General features: G+C 65.8%; 12 protein-coding genes and 1 pseudogene (1 of these 13 running past the window's edge). 1 reads left to right on the forward strand and 12 read right to left on the reverse strand.

From position 1 onward, the window contains the following. The 6 genes and pseudogenes from EFAMC1_RS08745 to secG all read right to left on the reverse strand — a co-directional run. A pseudogene (locus EFAMC1_RS08745) lies at positions 1 to 453 on the reverse strand (ABC transporter ATP-binding protein); it reaches 545 nt to the left of the window's first position. Then, a complete protein-coding gene (locus tag EFAMC1_RS08750; RefSeq protein WP_154053899.1) occupies positions 453 to 1,604 on the reverse strand; it encodes an ABC transporter ATP-binding protein in 1,152 nt (383 codons plus the stop codon). Before EFAMC1_RS08750 ends, EFAMC1_RS08745 begins: the two are co-directional and overlap by 1 nt. Before the next feature lie 5 nt (positions 1,605 to 1,609). Beyond that, positions 1,610 to 2,611 carry an ABC transporter permease gene (locus EFAMC1_RS08755; protein WP_154053900.1) on the reverse strand — a complete coding sequence of 334 codons (1,002 nt, stop codon included), beginning with the start codon at positions 2,609 to 2,611 and terminating at the stop codon, positions 1,610 to 1,612. 11 nt (positions 2,612 to 2,622) lie between these two features. Next, positions 2,623 to 3,660: an ABC transporter permease gene (locus tag EFAMC1_RS08760; protein WP_154053901.1), complete on the reverse strand. Its 1,038-nt coding sequence runs from the start codon at positions 3,658 to 3,660 to the stop codon at positions 2,623 to 2,625. A gap of 150 nt (positions 3,661 to 3,810) precedes the next feature. After that, complete coding sequence (locus tag EFAMC1_RS08765) at positions 3,811 to 5,478, reverse strand: ABC transporter substrate-binding protein (protein ID WP_154053902.1); 1,668 nt, start codon at positions 5,476 to 5,478, stop codon at positions 3,811 to 3,813. A 355-nt stretch (positions 5,479 to 5,833) separates the two neighbouring features. After that, complete coding sequence (gene secG / locus EFAMC1_RS08770; RefSeq protein ID WP_154053903.1) at positions 5,834 to 6,085, reverse strand: preprotein translocase subunit SecG; 252 nt, start codon at positions 6,083 to 6,085, stop codon at positions 5,834 to 5,836. Between the two features lie 257 nt (positions 6,086 to 6,342). Between secG and EFAMC1_RS08775 the strand changes: the two genes are divergently transcribed. After that, entirely contained in the window at positions 6,343 to 7,098 is a 756-nt protein-coding gene (locus tag EFAMC1_RS08775; RefSeq protein WP_154053904.1) for a transposase, read from the forward strand. 127 nt (positions 7,099 to 7,225) lie between these two features. Here EFAMC1_RS08775 and tpiA read toward each other — a convergent pair whose 3' ends face one another. The 6 genes from tpiA to EFAMC1_RS08805 all read right to left on the reverse strand — a co-directional run bounded on the left by tpiA (position 7,226) and on the right by EFAMC1_RS08805 (position 15,131). Continuing rightward, positions 7,226 to 7,996: a triose-phosphate isomerase gene (gene tpiA / locus EFAMC1_RS08780; protein ID WP_154053905.1), complete on the reverse strand. Its 771-nt coding sequence runs from the start codon at positions 7,994 to 7,996 to the stop codon at positions 7,226 to 7,228. After that, positions 7,989 to 9,179, reverse strand: a complete 1,191-nt coding sequence (locus EFAMC1_RS08785; protein ID WP_154053906.1) for a phosphoglycerate kinase — start codon at positions 9,177 to 9,179, stop codon at positions 7,989 to 7,991. The genes tpiA and EFAMC1_RS08785 overlap by 8 nt, the downstream gene beginning before the upstream one ends. A gap of 163 nt (positions 9,180 to 9,342) precedes the next feature. After that, positions 9,343 to 10,368, reverse strand: coding sequence for a type I glyceraldehyde-3-phosphate dehydrogenase (gene gap, locus EFAMC1_RS08790; protein ID WP_154053907.1), 1,026 nt, complete (start codon positions 10,366 to 10,368; stop codon positions 9,343 to 9,345). A gap of 432 nt (positions 10,369 to 10,800) precedes the next feature. Then, positions 10,801 to 11,721 (reverse strand): DNA-binding protein WhiA, encoded by a 921-nt coding sequence (gene whiA, locus EFAMC1_RS08795; RefSeq protein WP_154053908.1) that lies wholly within the window; start codon positions 11,719 to 11,721, stop codon positions 10,801 to 10,803. Position 11,722: 1 nt separating this feature from the next. After that, positions 11,723 to 12,778: an RNase adapter RapZ gene (gene rapZ, locus EFAMC1_RS08800; protein ID WP_154053909.1), complete on the reverse strand. Its 1,056-nt coding sequence runs from the start codon at positions 12,776 to 12,778 to the stop codon at positions 11,723 to 11,725. Between the two features lie 325 nt (positions 12,779 to 13,103). Continuing rightward, complete coding sequence (locus tag EFAMC1_RS08805; RefSeq protein ID WP_154053910.1) at positions 13,104 to 15,131, reverse strand: fructose-specific PTS transporter subunit EIIC; 2,028 nt, start codon at positions 15,129 to 15,131, stop codon at positions 13,104 to 13,106. Positions 15,132 to 15,273 lie beyond the last annotated feature (142 nt).

Consider the following 15,273-nt stretch of genomic DNA (forward strand, 5'->3'; position numbering starts at 1 on the left):
GTTGATGTGCTCGGGGTTGAGGCCCACGATGTCGAGCAGCTCGCGCACGTAGTCCATGCGCTGGGCCTTGTCGGGCATCTCGTTGTGGATGACGAGCGGCTCGGAGACGATCTCGCCGATGGTCATGCGCGGGTTCAGGCTCGCATACGGGTCCTGGAAGATGAACTGCATGTCGTGGCGCATGCGCTTGAGCTCGCGCTTGTGCATGTGCGCCACGTCCTCGCCCTGGAACACCACCTTGCCGTGCGTGGGGTGCGTGAGGCGCATGATGCAGCGACCCGTCGTGGACTTGCCGCAGCCCGACTCGCCCACGAGGCCGAAGGTCTCGCCGGGATAGATGTCGAAGCTGATGTCGTCGACGGCCTTGACCGTCTTCTTGCCGCCGGAGAAGACGCCGGAGTCGACGCCGAACTCCTTGGAGAGGTGCTCGACGTGCAGCAGGGGCTCTGCCATTACGCCTCGCCTCCCTTCGAATCGGTCGCGGCGGCGTGGGCCGCAGCAGCCGCAGCGGCGGCCTTCGCGGCGCGCGTGCGCGAGTTCTCCGGCGCGTTCTTGCGCACGAACTCCTCGTCCATCGAGAAGTGGCAGCGCGAGTAGTGGCCGGTCGGGGTCGTGTAGGTCTCCGGGCGCTCCTTGCGGCAGCGGTCGGTCGCGTACGGGCAGCGCGGCGAGAAGCTGCAGCCCTTCGGCACGTTCACGAGCGAGGGCGGGTTGCCCTTGATGGGCGTGAGCGGCTTCTTCTCGTCGGTGACCTGCTCGGGGATCGAGCGCACGAGGCCCCAGGTGTAGGGGTGGATGGGGTTGTAGAAGATCTCCTCCGCGGAGCCGAACTCCACGGGACGGCCCGCGTACATGACCATGATCTTGTCCGCAACGTCGGCCACGACGCCGAGGTCGTGCGTAATCATGATGATGGCGTTGCCGTTCTTCTCCTGCATCTCCTGCATGAGCTCGATGATCTGCGCCTGAATCGTCACGTCGAGGGCCGTTGTGGGCTCGTCGGCGATGAGGATGTCGGGGTCGCAGGCCAGCGCCATGGCGATCATGACGCGCTGGCGCATGCCGCCGGAGAACTGGTGCGGGTAGTCCTTCACGCGCTGCTCGGCGTTGGGGATGCCCACCATCTGCAGGAGCTCCACGGCGCGCTTGAGCGCCTGCTCCTTGGTGTAGCCGCGATGCAGGCGCAGGCCCTCACCGAGCTGGCGGCCGATGGTGTAGACCGGGTTCAGCGACGTCATCGGGTCCTGGAAGACCATGGCGATGTCGTTGCCGCGAATCTGCTGCATCTCGCGCTCGCTCATCTTGAGCAGCGAGTGGCCGCGGTAGCGCACGTCTCCGCCCTCGATCTTTCCCGGGGGCATGTCGATGAGGCCCATGATGGTCATCGCGGTCACGGACTTGCCCGAGCCCGACTCGCCCACCACGCCGAGCGTCTCGCCGCGGTCGAGCGTGTAGCTCACGCCGTCGACGGCCTTGACCACGCCGTCGCCCGTGTGGAAGTACATCTTGAGGTCGTCCACCTCGAGCAGGTGGCTGCCCTCGGGGACCGGCTGGTCCTTGAGGTCGACGCGTGCCACCTCGTCCTTCTTCTTGAACAATGCCATCCCTATCACGCGTCCTTCATCTTGACGTCGAGCGCATCGCGCAGGCCGTCACCGAGGAGGGTGAAGGCGAGCACCGTGGTGAGAATCGCGATGCCGGGCATGATCATGAGCCACGGCTGGGTGGCGAGGAACGTCTGGCCGTCCTGGATCATGATGCCCCACGAGGGGGTCGGCGGGGTGACGCCCATACCCAGGTACGAGAGGGCGCTCTCGGTGAGGATGGCGCCGCCGACGTTCATCGTGGCGTAGACCACGATGGAGGCCACCGAGTTGGGGAAGATGTGGCGCGCGACGATACGGAAGTCGCTGGCGCCCATGGCGCGCGCGGCGTCGACGTAGTCGTTCTCCTTGACGGAGAGGATCGCAGAGCGGAAGACGCGCGCGATGCTCGGCCAGCCGAGAATGCCGATGGCGATGAACACGTTCTGGATGCCCTGGCCGATGACGGCGAGCATCACGATGACGAACAGCGTGTACGGGATCGCGAGGAACATGTCCGCCAGGCGCATGATGATCACGTCCCAGATGCCGCCGTAGAACGCGGCGAGCGCACCCATCACGAGGCCAATCGCCGTGGAGATGACGGTTGCGATGACGCCGACGGTGAGCGAGACGCGCGCGCCGTAGATGACGCGGACGAGCTGGTCGCGGCCGGTGGCGTCGGTGCCGAAGGGGTGCTCGAGGCTGGGCGGCAGCTTGGAGAGCGCGGCCGACTGCGTCGAGTCGATGTCCGTCGGGCTGCCGAGCCACTGGGGCGCCCAAAGGTCCGCCGTGAGCGCCACGAGGATCATGAAGAGAATCCAGACGGCGCCGATAACGGCGAGTTTGTTCCTGCGGAGGCGCTTCCAGGCGTCGCCCCAGAGCGTGCGCGTGGGGCGGTCGGACTCCTCGGCGCGTGCGGTCTCGGAGAGGGCGGCGTCGAAGGCGCCCTTGCCGGCGCCGGCGGGCTGCGCGCCCTGCGGCTCCTTGCCCTCGGCCTCCGTACGCGGGTTTTTGTTCTCGGTCATATGCTCCTCCCCTAGCCCTCGTCCTTGGGCGCGCCATAGCGGATGCGCGGGTCAAGGAAGGCATAGCTGATATCGACGAGTAGGTTGATGAGCATCACCACGATGACGATGACCTTGACGCCGCCCATCACGATGGGCCAGTCTCGAGCGGTCACCGCGCGGTAGATCTCGTAGCCCACGCCCGGCCAGTTGAACACCGTCTCGGTGAGGATGGCGCCGGCGAGCATCGCGCCGAAGTCGATGCCGATGTAGGTGACGACCGGGATGAGGGCGTTCTTGAGTGCGTGGTGCCAGATGATGTCGCGCCGCGAGAGTCCCTTGGCCTTGGCGGTGCGGATGTAGTCCTGGTTCATGACCTCGAGTAGCTGCGAGCGCATGATGCGCGCCGCGTACGCCGTGGAGACCGAGGCCAGGGTGATGGCCGGCAGGATGTAGTGGACCCAGTCCTGGAAGTCGGAGTTGGATCCGCCGGCACCGGAGATGGGCAGGTAGAAGGCCCCGTCGGTGGCGTTCTTGAGAACGACGCCAAAGAACAGCTGCAGCAGCATGCCGAGCCAGAAGGCGGGCATGGCCACGAGGACGGACGTGACGAGCGTCACGAGCACGTCCCAGAACGAGTATCTCTTTATCGCCGACACCATGCCCGCGCCGATGCCCACCACGGCCTCGAGACAGATTGCGACGATGGCGAGCTTGACCGTGTAGGGGTACTTCTGCGCGAAGATGTCCGACACCTTCATGTTGCGCGTGTACGAGGTGCCGAGGTCACCGTGAAGCAGGTCATTCATGTAGGTGAGGTACTGCTTCCAGATGGGCGTTGGGATGGTGTCGCCGTTCTCGTCATAGAGCGGCTTGCCCTGGTCGTCCACCTCGATGAACCCGTTGGCGATGCGCAGCTGCAGCTCGGTCTCGGGGGTGACCTGCTTGCCGCCCGTGATGACCTGGATGGGGTCGCCCGGCACGATGGCCTTCATGGCGAACAGGATCATCGTGACGCCGATGAACACGGGGATGAACTGCAGCACGCGCTTGAGTATGTACTTTGCCATGCGTACAACTCCTAAACGTGGAAGTGGGGTCTGGCGGGCGCAGGCCCGCGCGACCCCCTAACAGACGACGGGGCACCGTGTTGCCGGCGCCCCGTCGCGACGCGGGCGCCGGCGGGCGTCCGCGAAGGATTGAGCTTTCGAGCCCCGCGCTTAGGCGGAGAGCTCCACCTCGCTCATATCGCAGAGCTTCTGCGGGTCCATGTAGAGCTTCTTGACCTTGCTGGAGCCCACGAGCTGGTGCTTGTAGTAGAAGAGCGGGATGACCGGCATCTCGGCGCCGGCCTTCTTGTCAATCTCCTGGAACGCGGCCTGGCGCTCCTTCTCATCGAGCGTGGCACGGGCCTTCAGGATCGCGTCGTCGACGTCCTTGTTGCTGTACTTGCCGTAGTTGTTGTCACCCTCGGTCGAGAACAGCGGGTAGATGAAGTTGTCCTGGATGGGGTAGTCGGCGATCCAGGCAAGACGGCCCATCTGGAAGTTGCCAGCCTTGTAGTCCTTGAGGGTCGTGGCCCAGTCGTTGTTGACGGCCTCGACGGTGATGCCCACGGCCTTCCAGTCGGCCATGACCATCTCCATGATGGACTTGTGGTCGCCGTCGAGGTTGAACGACAGCTTCACCGAGATGCCGCGGGTGCCGTCGGCGCCCATCGGGTACTTGGCGTCGAGGAGCTGGGTGGCGGCATCCTTGTCGTACTTGACGTACTCCCAGGTGTTCTCCTGGTAGCCGGCGATTCCCGGCGGGATGATGCCACCGGCCGGCTCGCGGGTGCCCTCGAAGACGGTGTCGCAGATGGCCTGGCGGTTGATGGCCAGCGAGAGGGCCTTGCGCAGGTCGAGGTCCTGCATCTGCTCGTTGCCGAGGTTGCAGATGATGTAGTAGGTGGAGAGCTCGGCGCCCGTCAGGACCTGCTTGCCCGGGGTGATGGTGAAGCCGTCCCCAGACTCGCCGTACTGCGAGATAGCGTCCTTGATCTGGGCGGTCGGCACCTGGGCGACATCGATGTTGCCGGCCTGAAACTCGGTGTAGGCCGTCTGGACGTCCTTCTGGATGTTGAAGTGGATGCCGTCGATCTTGGCCTTGTCGCCGTAGGAGTAGTCGTCGAAGCGGACCAGGTTGATCTGCTGGCCGTCCTCCCACTTGCCGTCCATCTTGAAGGCGCCGTTGCCCACGGGCGCGAAGAAGAACGTGTCGAAGTCCTTGAGCGCCGCGTCGGGCACCGGGGAGAGCGCCGGGTGCATGCAGACGTAGGGGAAGTCGGCGTACGGCTGGATGAGCTTCACGACGAGGGTGTCGTCGTCGGGGCAGGTGACGCCCTTGAGTTCGGTCGCCTCGCCCTTGGCCATCTCGGAGTAGCCCTCGACCATCGAGAGGTGGTAGGAGATGTTGGAGGGCGTCGTCTCGGAGGTCTTGGGGTTGCAAATGCGCTCCCAGGCCTGCTTGAACGACTTGGAGGTCACGGTGGTGCCGTCGTGGAACTTGGCGCCCTTCACGAGGGTGAAGGTGAACTCGTCGGTGGCGTCGTTGGCCTTATAGGACTCGGCGGCCAGGCCCTTGAGCTCGCCCTTCTCGAAGTCGTACGTCATGAGTGCGTCGAAGAGCTGGTAGCAGACCTGCATGCCCTGGTCTTCCTCGGCGTCGTACGGGTCGATGGAGACCGGGTTGTTGATGTAGTAGTTCAGCGTGCCGCCGGTGGCCTCGCCGGAGGTGGCGGTGGTGTCGGAGCCGCCCTTCTTGCCGCAGGCGGCGAGGGCGGCGAGCGCGCTGGCGGCCAGGCTGCCCTTCACGAACGTGCGACGACCCATCGTGGGCTGGTGCATTGGTCCTCCCTTTCTTGCGACGCCGAGCGAGAACCCGTGTCCCCAGTCCCCGTGCGCCATGGGCTGCGTGAGGTGGACTCCCCCATGCGCGACGACAAAGGCCACCCGACCCTTCCAGTCCGGGCGCCAAACGACGTTGCAAGGAATCCCCGCTTGCAAACTTAGTTGCTGATTATGCGGGAGCGCGGTGGACCTGACAAGACTTATGTCAGCTTTACCTTAGTAAAGAAGCCCAGTTGAAACAGTATGGAAACAAAAGGCGCGTCCCCGTGCTAAACGGAGACGCGCATACAGCAAACGTATACACGAATAAGAGACCGCTCTGGCGCTGGACGGGGGCCAGGGCGCATCGGTCCTAGCCGATGGTGCCCAGCGGGTAGGTGAGCATGAAGACGAGGATCGTGAGGGCAAAGACGACGGCCGCGATGACGGTGAGGCGGTCGAGGTTGCGCTCCCAGATGCCGCTGCCGGCGTTGGAGTTGTACATCGAGACGGCGATCATGTCGGACACGCCCGTGCCCTTGCCGGAGTGCATGAGGACGAGGATGATGAGGGCAACGGCCGAGATGCCCCAGACCACCAGCAGAATCGTATTGAGCGGACCCACGAGAGCTCCTTCGTAAGAGTGCCAAATCCACAAGCCCTAAGACTACCACACTCCCCACACCCTGTGGCAGTGTGCAATTGGGCGGTGCAATTGGGTGCAATTGGGGACGTGTTCGTTCTGCACACCTCGCCCCGCCGCCACGAGCCCCCAGGCGAGCCCCCGACCGCTCATCGCCCATAACGACCGCCTAGGGAAGCGCCACCCATACGGGCTCGGCCAGATGCTACGGTTCCCTTCCCCTACGGAAGGGAGCGCCGATGCCCCGTCAGTCACGAGCAGTTGCCGAATCCGGTTTCTACCACGTCATACAGCGAGGAGCTGGGAAGCAGCTCATCTTCGAGGATGACTCTGACCGAGCGACCCTTCTCGAGACGGTCGGCACCCATCTGAGCAACCGGGACATGTCGCTGCTCGCCTATTGTCTCATGGACAACCACGTCCATCTGCTCGTCGAGGATCCCGCCGGCAACCTGAGCGAGGCATTCCACTCCGCGTGGACGACCTACGCGAGGCGCTACAACACGAAGACCGGCAGGATCGGCCCCGTCTTCCAAGGGCGCTTCAAGAGCGTCCCCGTCGAGAGCGACCCACAGCTGCTTCTCACGGCCCGCTACATTCACGAGAACCCGAAGCGGGCAGGCCTGTGCCCGACGGACACCTATCCATGGAGCAGCTATCACTCATATCTTCACGACGACGCTTCAGGCCTCGTGAGCACGGGGGTCCTGCTCGACATGCTTGGCGGGAGTACCGGGTTCGAGCGCTTCCACCAGGAGCCAGAGGGCAAGCGCGAGCCATTCTACCCATTCGCGGGTGGCAGGGTTCCCGACACGGAGGCCTTTCAAGCCGCCCGCTGCGCCCTCCACCCAACAAAGGTCCACGAGCTCAAGGGCCTTCCGAAAATGAACCGCAATGCCTGCCTCGTCCGCCTGCGGAAGGCGGGGCTGACGGTCCTGCAAATCGAGCGCCTCACGGGAATCGGTCGAAACACCATCTCTCGCGTAACGAGATGAGCCAAACGAAAAATGGTGCAGAACGAGCACGTCCCCAACTGCACCCAACTGCACTAAAAGCGCCCGGCATGCCTCTGGAAGGGGGACATGCCGGGCGCCTGACTAGCGCTGTTTCGCGACGCCGGTGCTATGCGATGGCGTTCAGGACCATCTCGGAGAACGAGTCGGCCTTGAGCGAGGCGCCGCCCACAAGGGCGCCGTCCACGTCGGGCTTGGCGACGAGCTCGGCGATGTTGCCCGGCTTGGCCGAGCCACCGTAGAGCACGCGCACCTGGTCGGCCGTCTCCTGGCCGAAGATCTCGGCGAGGGTCTTGCGGATGGCGCCGCAGACCTCCTGCGCGTCATCGGCCGTGGCGGTCTTGCCGGTGCCGATGGCCCAGATGGGCTCGTAGGCGATGACGTACTTGGAGGGATCGGAAAGGTCGAGGCCCTCCGTGTCCTTCTTCACCTGGTCGACGACGAACTCGACGTGCTTGCCGGCCTCGCGGACCTCAAGCGGCTCGCCACAGCAGCTGATCGGCACGATGTCGTGCGCCATGAGGGCCTTGGCCTTCTTGTTGACGTCCTCGTCGGTCTCGCCAAAGTAGCCGCGGCGCTCGGAGTGGCCGATGATGCAGTACGTAGCGTTCACGGCCGTGAGCATGCTGGGGGCCGTCTCGCCGGTGAAGGCGCCGGACTCCTCAAAGTACACGTTCTGGGCACCCAGGGCGAACTGGGCGTTGTTCTGGTCGATGACCTCGGAGACGCCCTTGAGGTCGACCGTCGGCGGGCAGACGACGACGTCGACGCCCTTGAGGTCCTTGCCGGCGAGGGCATCGGCAAGACCCTGCGCGAGGATGACGCCCTCGCTGTAGGTCTTGTTCATCTTCCAGTTGCCCGCAATCATGAGGTTACGCATCGAGCAGCGCCTCCACTCCCGGAAGGGCCTTGCCCTCGACGAGCTCCATGGACGCGCCACCGCCGGTGGAGATCCAGCTCATCTTGTCGGCAAGGTCAAACTTGTTGATGGCGGCCACGGAGTCGCCACCGCCGATGATCGAGGTGCAATCAGAGTCGGCAACGGCGCGGGCGACGGCCTCGGTACCCTTGGCGAACTGATCCATCTCGAAGACGCCCATCGGGCCGTTCCAGAAGACGGTCTTGGCGCCCTTGATGGCCTCGTCGAACAGGGCAACGGTCTTGGGGCCGATGTCCATGCCCATGCGGTCGTCAGGGATCTTGTCGGAGTCGACGACCTCGCCGGTGGCATCCTCGCCGAAGTGGTCGGCAACCACGTTGTCGATCGGGAGAAGGATCTTAACGCCCTTCTTCTCGGCCTTCTCGAGCATCTCCTTGGCGCGGTCGACCCAGTCCTCCTCCTTGAGGGAGGTACCGACGGAGTAGCCCTTGGCCAGGAAGAACGTGTAGGCCATGCCGCCGCCGATGATCAGCGTGTCGGCTGAGTCGATGAGGTGGTCGAGCACGCCGATCTTGCTGGAGACCTTGGAGCCGCCGACGATGGCGACGAAGGGACGCTCGGGGTCGGCGAAGATCGAGGTGAGGGTGTCGACCTCCTTCTCGAGCAGGAAGCCGGCGACGGCCGGGATGTACTTGGCCGGGCCAACCACGGAGCCCTGGGCGCGGTGCGCGGTGCCGAAGGCGTCGAGGACGAAGATGTCGCCGTAGGAGGCAAGGCGCTCGCCGATCTCGGGCTCGTTCTTCTTCTCGCGCTTGTCGAAGCGGACGTTCTCGAGCACGAGGATGTGACCCGGCTGGAGGGCGTCGACGGCAGCCTTGGCCTCGTCACCGTAGGTGTCGGGGACGAACTGCACGGGCAGACCGCTCATCTCGGCGAGCTTCTCGGCAACCGGCTTGAGGGAGAGCTCGGGCTCGGGGCCGTCGCCCTTGGGGCGACCGAGGTGGCTCATGAGGATGACGCGGGCGTTGTGCTCCACGAGGTACTTGATCGTGGGGAGGGCCGCCTTGATGCGGGTGGTGTCACCCACGACACCGTCCTTGATGGGCACGTTGAAGTCGACGCGGCACAGGACGCGCTTGCCGTCGACGTCGACGTCGCGAACGGTCTTCTTGGTAAAGGCCATGTCTGGGTCCTTTCTTCTCGGGCACGCCGGGAATGTGACAAATCATACGGAAGGAAATGTGACAGCGGGGACGTGCCCGCTCTTACGAGAAAGGGACGCGGCCGCGGCCTTGCGACTGCGACCGCGCCCCAGCTAGCGCTGCTAGAAGCTCAGGCTGCCAAACTTAGGCGACGAACTTCTCGAAGTACTTGATGGTGCGGACCATCTGGGAGGTGTAGGAGTTCTCGTTGTCGTACCAAGAGGTGACCTGAACGAGGCTCTGGCCGTTGCCGAGGTCCTGGACCATGGTCTGCGTGGCGTCGAAGATCGAGCCATGGGTCTCGCCGATGATGTCGCGGGACACAATCTGGTCCTCGTTGTAACCGAAGGTCTCGGGGATCTGCTCGGCGTAGGCCTTCATGGCGGCGTTGACCTCGTCGACCGTCACGGTCTTGTCAACGACGGCGTAGAGGTTGGTGAGGGAGCCGGTCGGCGTCGGGACGCGCTGGGCGGCACCGATGAGCTTGCCGTTGAGCTCGGGGAGAACCAGGCCGATGGCCTTGGCGGCACCCGTGGAGTTCGGGACGATGTTCTCGGAAGCGGCACGAGAGCGACGGAAGTTGCCCTTGCGCTGCGGGCCGTCGAGCACCATCTGGTCGCCGGTGAAGGCGTGGATGGTGGTCATGATGCCGGACACGATGGGGGCGAAGTCGTTCAGGCCCTTGGCCATCGGGGCAAGGCAGTTGGTGGTGCAGGAGGCGGCGGAGATGATGTTGTCGTCGGCCGTCAGCGTCTCGTGGTTGACGTTGTAGACAATCGTCGGCAGGTCGTTGCCGGCAGGAGCGGAGATGACGACCTTCTTGGCGCCAGCGTTGATGTGAGCCTGGGCCTTGGCCTTCGAGGTGTAGAAGCCGGTGCACTCGAGGACGACGTCGACATCAAGGTCGCCCCACGGCAGGTTGTTGGCGTCGGCCTCCTTGTAGATGGTAATCTTGTGACCATCGACGGTAATGGAGTCCTCGCCGGCGACGACCTCGTGGTCGCGAGCATAGTTGCCCTGCGTGGAGTCATACTTCAGCAGGTAAGCGAGCATCTCCGGAGAGGTGAGGTCGTTGATGGCGACGATCTCGGAGCCCTCGTGACCGAACATCTGACGGAAGGCCAGACGACCGATGCGACCGAAGCCGTTGATAGCAACCTTGACTGCCATGCTTTCTCCTTTCGAAGACCCCCCGACGCCCCTTGCGCCGTTCAGGTCTCAGTTGGAAACACCATCAGTGATATTACCGCTTCTGCGGAGAACCCAATCACTCGCCATGTAATTAAATTGCAAAAAATGCCGGGTACGCTGCCACTTGTCCACCGTTCGGTGGTCAAGGGAGAGAGGTTGTATCGCATCCCGTGGACAGGTTCGTGACGCCGCCGCGGCGGCTTGCAGGGACCGGTGACGCGCGTCTGGGCGCTGGCCGGGAGGTATCCCGTTCGGCCTCGCGGGAGGCCCAATGGCTCCCCTTTCGCAGGCTCCTCGCGCGGCATCGCGAACGACCCCTTACGCGGCTCGCGACCAACCAATCGAGCCCAGCCAAACGGCCCTCGGCCCCTCCCCTACTCGAGCCCAGCCATACGGCCCTCGGCCCCTCCCCTACTTGAGGAGCCGCTCCAGGCGAAGCACGCGGTGATAGAGCGCGCTCTTGCTCATGGGCGGCTCCATGGTGGCTCCCAGGTCGCGAAGCGAGAGGTCGGGGTGAGCCCGCCGGGCCGCGCAGAAGCTCGCGAGCGCCGGCGGCAGCTCGTCGAGCCCCACCTCGCGCTCGACGCGGTCGATGAGCTCGAGCTGGTCGGCGGCGGCCCCCGTGGAGCGGGCCTGGTTGGCGATCTCGGCGTTGACGCGACGGTTGACGTCGTTCTTGACCGACTTCATGACGCGCACGTTCTCGACGGCGAGCGCCGTGCGCGCGGCGCCCACGATCGTGAGCAGGCGCACGATGTCGTCGAAGCTCTTGAGGTAGATGGCGTAGGCGCCGCGGCGCTTGTTGACTCGCGCCGTCACCACCTCGTCGTCGAGCAGCTCCACGACGTCGGCCGCGAACTCCTCGCCCGTCACGGCGACCTCGAGGTGGAAGTCGCCGCGCGGGTCGGCGATGAAGCCGCCCGCCATGAAGGCCCCGCGCAGGTAGGCCGCGCGGCAGCAGGGCTTGGAAACCACGCGCGCGTTCACGCCGGGGGCAAGGCCGCGCCCCGGCACGAGGATGCCCATGCGCACGAGCGCCTCCTCGAGGCCCTTCTGCTCGGGAATCTCGATGAGGTAGTTGCGTGTCTTGTGCAGGTTGGAGCGACGCACCGTGAGTGAGGTGTCGAGCCCGAACACAGCGTGCGCGAGCCGGATGACCGTGCGCGCCACGGCGCCCGTCTCGGTAGAGACGCGGATGGCGTAGTTGCCCGAGCCCCTGAAGGAGAGCGCGCCGCACACGCGCACGAGCGCGGAGAGCTCGGCGACGTCGCAGAGCGGGCAGCTTCCTTCCACGCGGGAGAGCTCGTCTTTCACCTCGGCCGTGAACGACACGTCACTGCCTCTCGGCCCGGGGCAGGTCTCGGTGCGCCACGTCGACGCGATAGCCCTGCGCGGCGAGGTAGCTGGCCGTGGAGTTGGCGAGCGTCACCGAGCGGTGCTGGCCACCGGTGCAGCCGATGGCGATGGACAGCTGACTCTTGCCCTCTGCGACATAACCCGGCATCACGGCGTCGAGCAGGTCGTACCAGGCCTTAAGGAAGTGCTTGGTCTCGGGCCGGCCGAGGACGTAGGACGAGACCTTCTCGTCCATGCCCGTGAGCGCGCGCATCTCGGGGTCGTAGTAGGGGTTGGGGAGGAACCGCACGTCCATGACGAGGTCGGCCTCGACGGGCATGCCGTACTTGAAGCCGAACGAGAAGACGTGCACCTCGAGCAGCTGCTGGTCGGTGAGCTCGGAGAAGAGAGCCTGGATGCGACGGCGCAGCTGGATGGGGCGCCAGCCGGTGGTGTCGATCACGTAGTCGGCGCGGTCGCGCACGTCGGCGAGCTCGACGCGCTCGCGGCGGATGGCGTCGGCGTTGGACTCGCCCTCGCGCGCGATGGGGTGGCGACGGCGCACGGAGCTGTAGCGGCGGCGCAGTGCCTCGTCGGAGGCGTCGAGGTAGAGGGTCTTGTAGGAGATGTCGTGGTCGGAGAGGGCGTCGAGCGCGTCGAGCAGCTCGTCGAAGAGGCCCTGGCTGCGCAGGTCGCACACGATGGCGAGGTGGCGGCCCACACCCGAGTTAATGCCCACCACCTGCGCGAGCGTGAGCAGAAGTCGCGGCGGCAGGTTGTCAATGACGTAGTAGCCGAGGTCCTCGAAGGTGTGCATGGCCTCGGTGCGGCCGGCGCCGCTCATACCCGTGATGACCACGACGTCGGGGATCGACTCGCTTTTGGCGGGGCCGTCGGCGACCTGCGTGGGCGCCTCGGGGCCGTGCCGGTCGGCCGCCGGGTGGGCGGTTGCCGAGTGAGCCGCCGCGGTGTGGGGCGCCTCGGCATGCGGCGTCGCGCCCTTGGCCTCAGGCGAGACGCTCGCGCCGGTAGGGCCCTTGGCCTTGTCTTCCATAGCTGCCCCCAAACGCGCCGGCTCCCCTGAACGAACATGAGTATACCCGCAACGCCTGAGGACGGAGGAAGCGGGCGTGGCTGGGTTCGCCCGCAGCCTGGCGCGAGGGCGGTACGCAGCCTGGTGCGAGAGCCGCCCGCAGGCCGGCGCGAGGGCGGTGCGCAGCCTGGTGCGAGAGCCGCTCACGTCCCAGCGCAGGAAGCCGTCCAAAGACAAGGGCAGGGGCCGGTGCCACGTCCCTGGCACCGGCCCCTATCAGCCCTTTATTCGATTCCGCGCAACTCGTGCGCCAGATTGCCGCGCGCCGCGCGCGCGGGCGCCCTGGCTACTTCGTCAGACCGGACTCCTCGGGAGGAAGCGGCCTCTTCCAGAAGGAGAGGATGAGAGCCGCCATGACGGAGCCCGCGAGGCAGGCGACGAGCCACATGGCCCAGTTGCCGATGACCGGGGTCACCCAGGCGCCACCGTGCGGCGCGGGGCTCGTGCAGCCAAAGGCCGCGGAGAGCGCGCCTGCCACGCCGGAGCCGATGATGCAGCTCGGCAGGACGTGCAGCGGGTCGGCGGCCGCGAACGGGATGGCACCCTCGGAGATGAACGACAGGCCCATGATGTAGTTCACGATGCCGGCGTTGCGGTCGGACTTGGTCCAGCGGTCCTTGAAGAACGTGGTGGAAAGCGCGATGGCGATGGGCGGGACCATGCCGCCGACCATGACGGAGGCCATGATGACCTGGCCGGTGGTGCCGAGGCCGGAGCTGGGGTCGAGCGCAGCGGTGCCGAAGACGTACGCGGCCTTGTTGAAGGGGCCGCCCATGTCGATGGACATCATGCCGCCGAGCACGAGGCCGAGCACGACGATGTTGCCCGTGCCAAGGCCCTTGAGGAAGCCGTTGAGGCCGGTGTTGATGAGCGCGAACAGCGGGTTGAGCGCGAGCATCACAATGCCGATGGCAAGCACGCCGAGCACGGGGTAGATGAGCATCGGCTTGATGCCCTCGAGTGAGTCTGGCAGCCTGTCGCACGCCTTCTCGATGCCGAGCGTGAGGTAGCCGGCCACGAAGCCCGCGAACAGCGCCGCGATGAAGCCGCCGGAGATGAGCGTGGCCTGGGCGGCGTCACTCGAGAGGTTGGGGGCAAAGCCGATGTAGGCGAAGCTGTAGCCGGCCTTGGCGAACACGCCGCCGACGAAGCCGGGCGCAAGGCCGGGGCGGTCGGCGATGGACATGGAGATGTAGGCCGCGAGGATCGGGAGCATGAAGCCGAAGGCCTCGCCGCCGATCGTCTTGAACAGGGCCGCGAGCGGCGTGGAGGAGCCGTAGGCCGCGGTGCCGAGGCCCGGCTGGTCGAGCAGGAACGCGAGGGCGGTGAGGATGCCACCGCCGATGACGAACGGCAGCATGTGGCTGACGCCGTTCATGAGGTCCTTGTAGACCTTGCGGCCCACCGACTCGCCCTCGCCCGCGACGGGAGCGGCCTCGGCGGCACCGGTGCCGTGGTAGACGGGTGCCTCGCCGCTGAGAATCGTGTTGATGAGCTTCTCGGGGGCGTTGAAGCCCTGGGAGACGGGACAGCTGTAGAGCGACTTGCCGTCGAATCGGTCGAGGTTGACGTTCTTGTCGGCCGCGATGATGACGCCCTTGGCGCCAGCGATGTCGGCGGAGGTGAGGACGTTCTTGGCGCCGCCCGAGCCCTGTGTCTCGACCTTGATGCGCACGCCCATCTTCTCGGCCTGCCGCTCGAGGCCCTCGGCGGCCATGTAGGTGTGGGCGATGCCCGTGGGGCAGGCGGTGATGGCGACGATGTCGTAGCCGTCGGCGGCACCCGTGGCGGTAGCCTGCTGCACGCGCTCCTCGACCTGCTTCTGGGCCTCGGCCTTGGCCTCCTCGGCAGCGATCTTGGCGCTCTCGGCCTTGTCGATCACCGCGAGGAACTCTTCCGGCGTCTTGGCGGTGCGCAGGTCGTTGCGGAACTGCTCGTCCATGAGCAGCATGGAGAGGCGGGCGAGCACCTCGAGGTGGACGTCGGCCTTGGTGTCGGGCGCGGCGATGAGGAACATGAGGTTCGTGGGCTGGCCGTCGGGGCTGTCGTAGTCGACGCCCGCGGGCAGCGTCATCGCCGCCAGGCCGGGCGCAGAGATGGCAGCGGTCTTGGCGTGCGGAATCGCGATGCCCTCGCCGAGCGCCGTGGTGCTCTCGGCCTCGCGGGCGCGGACGGCGGCCTTGTAGCCCTCGACGTCGGCGACGTTGCCCTCCTTGCACATGAGGGCGACGAGCTTGTCGATGGCGTCGTCCTTGCTGGTTGCGGAACCCCCAATCTGGATGGCCTCAGGCTTGAGCAGATCTTTGATTCTCATGCGTCCTACCTTTCTCTCACGGGCGCTGGCCCATGCTGAAATACGTTTCGGTTGCGCCCCCGGCCGCCCTCCCCTTTCTTGGGAGGCCCACACCCCGGCACAGGCCTTCGGGCGGGGTCACTTTGCCTTGCAAAGTCCCTTA

The sequence above is a fragment of the Olsenella uli genome, assembly GCF_901212675.1.
In the GTDB taxonomy this organism is placed as follows: domain Bacteria; phylum Actinomycetota; class Coriobacteriia; order Coriobacteriales; family Atopobiaceae; genus Parolsenella; species Parolsenella uli_B.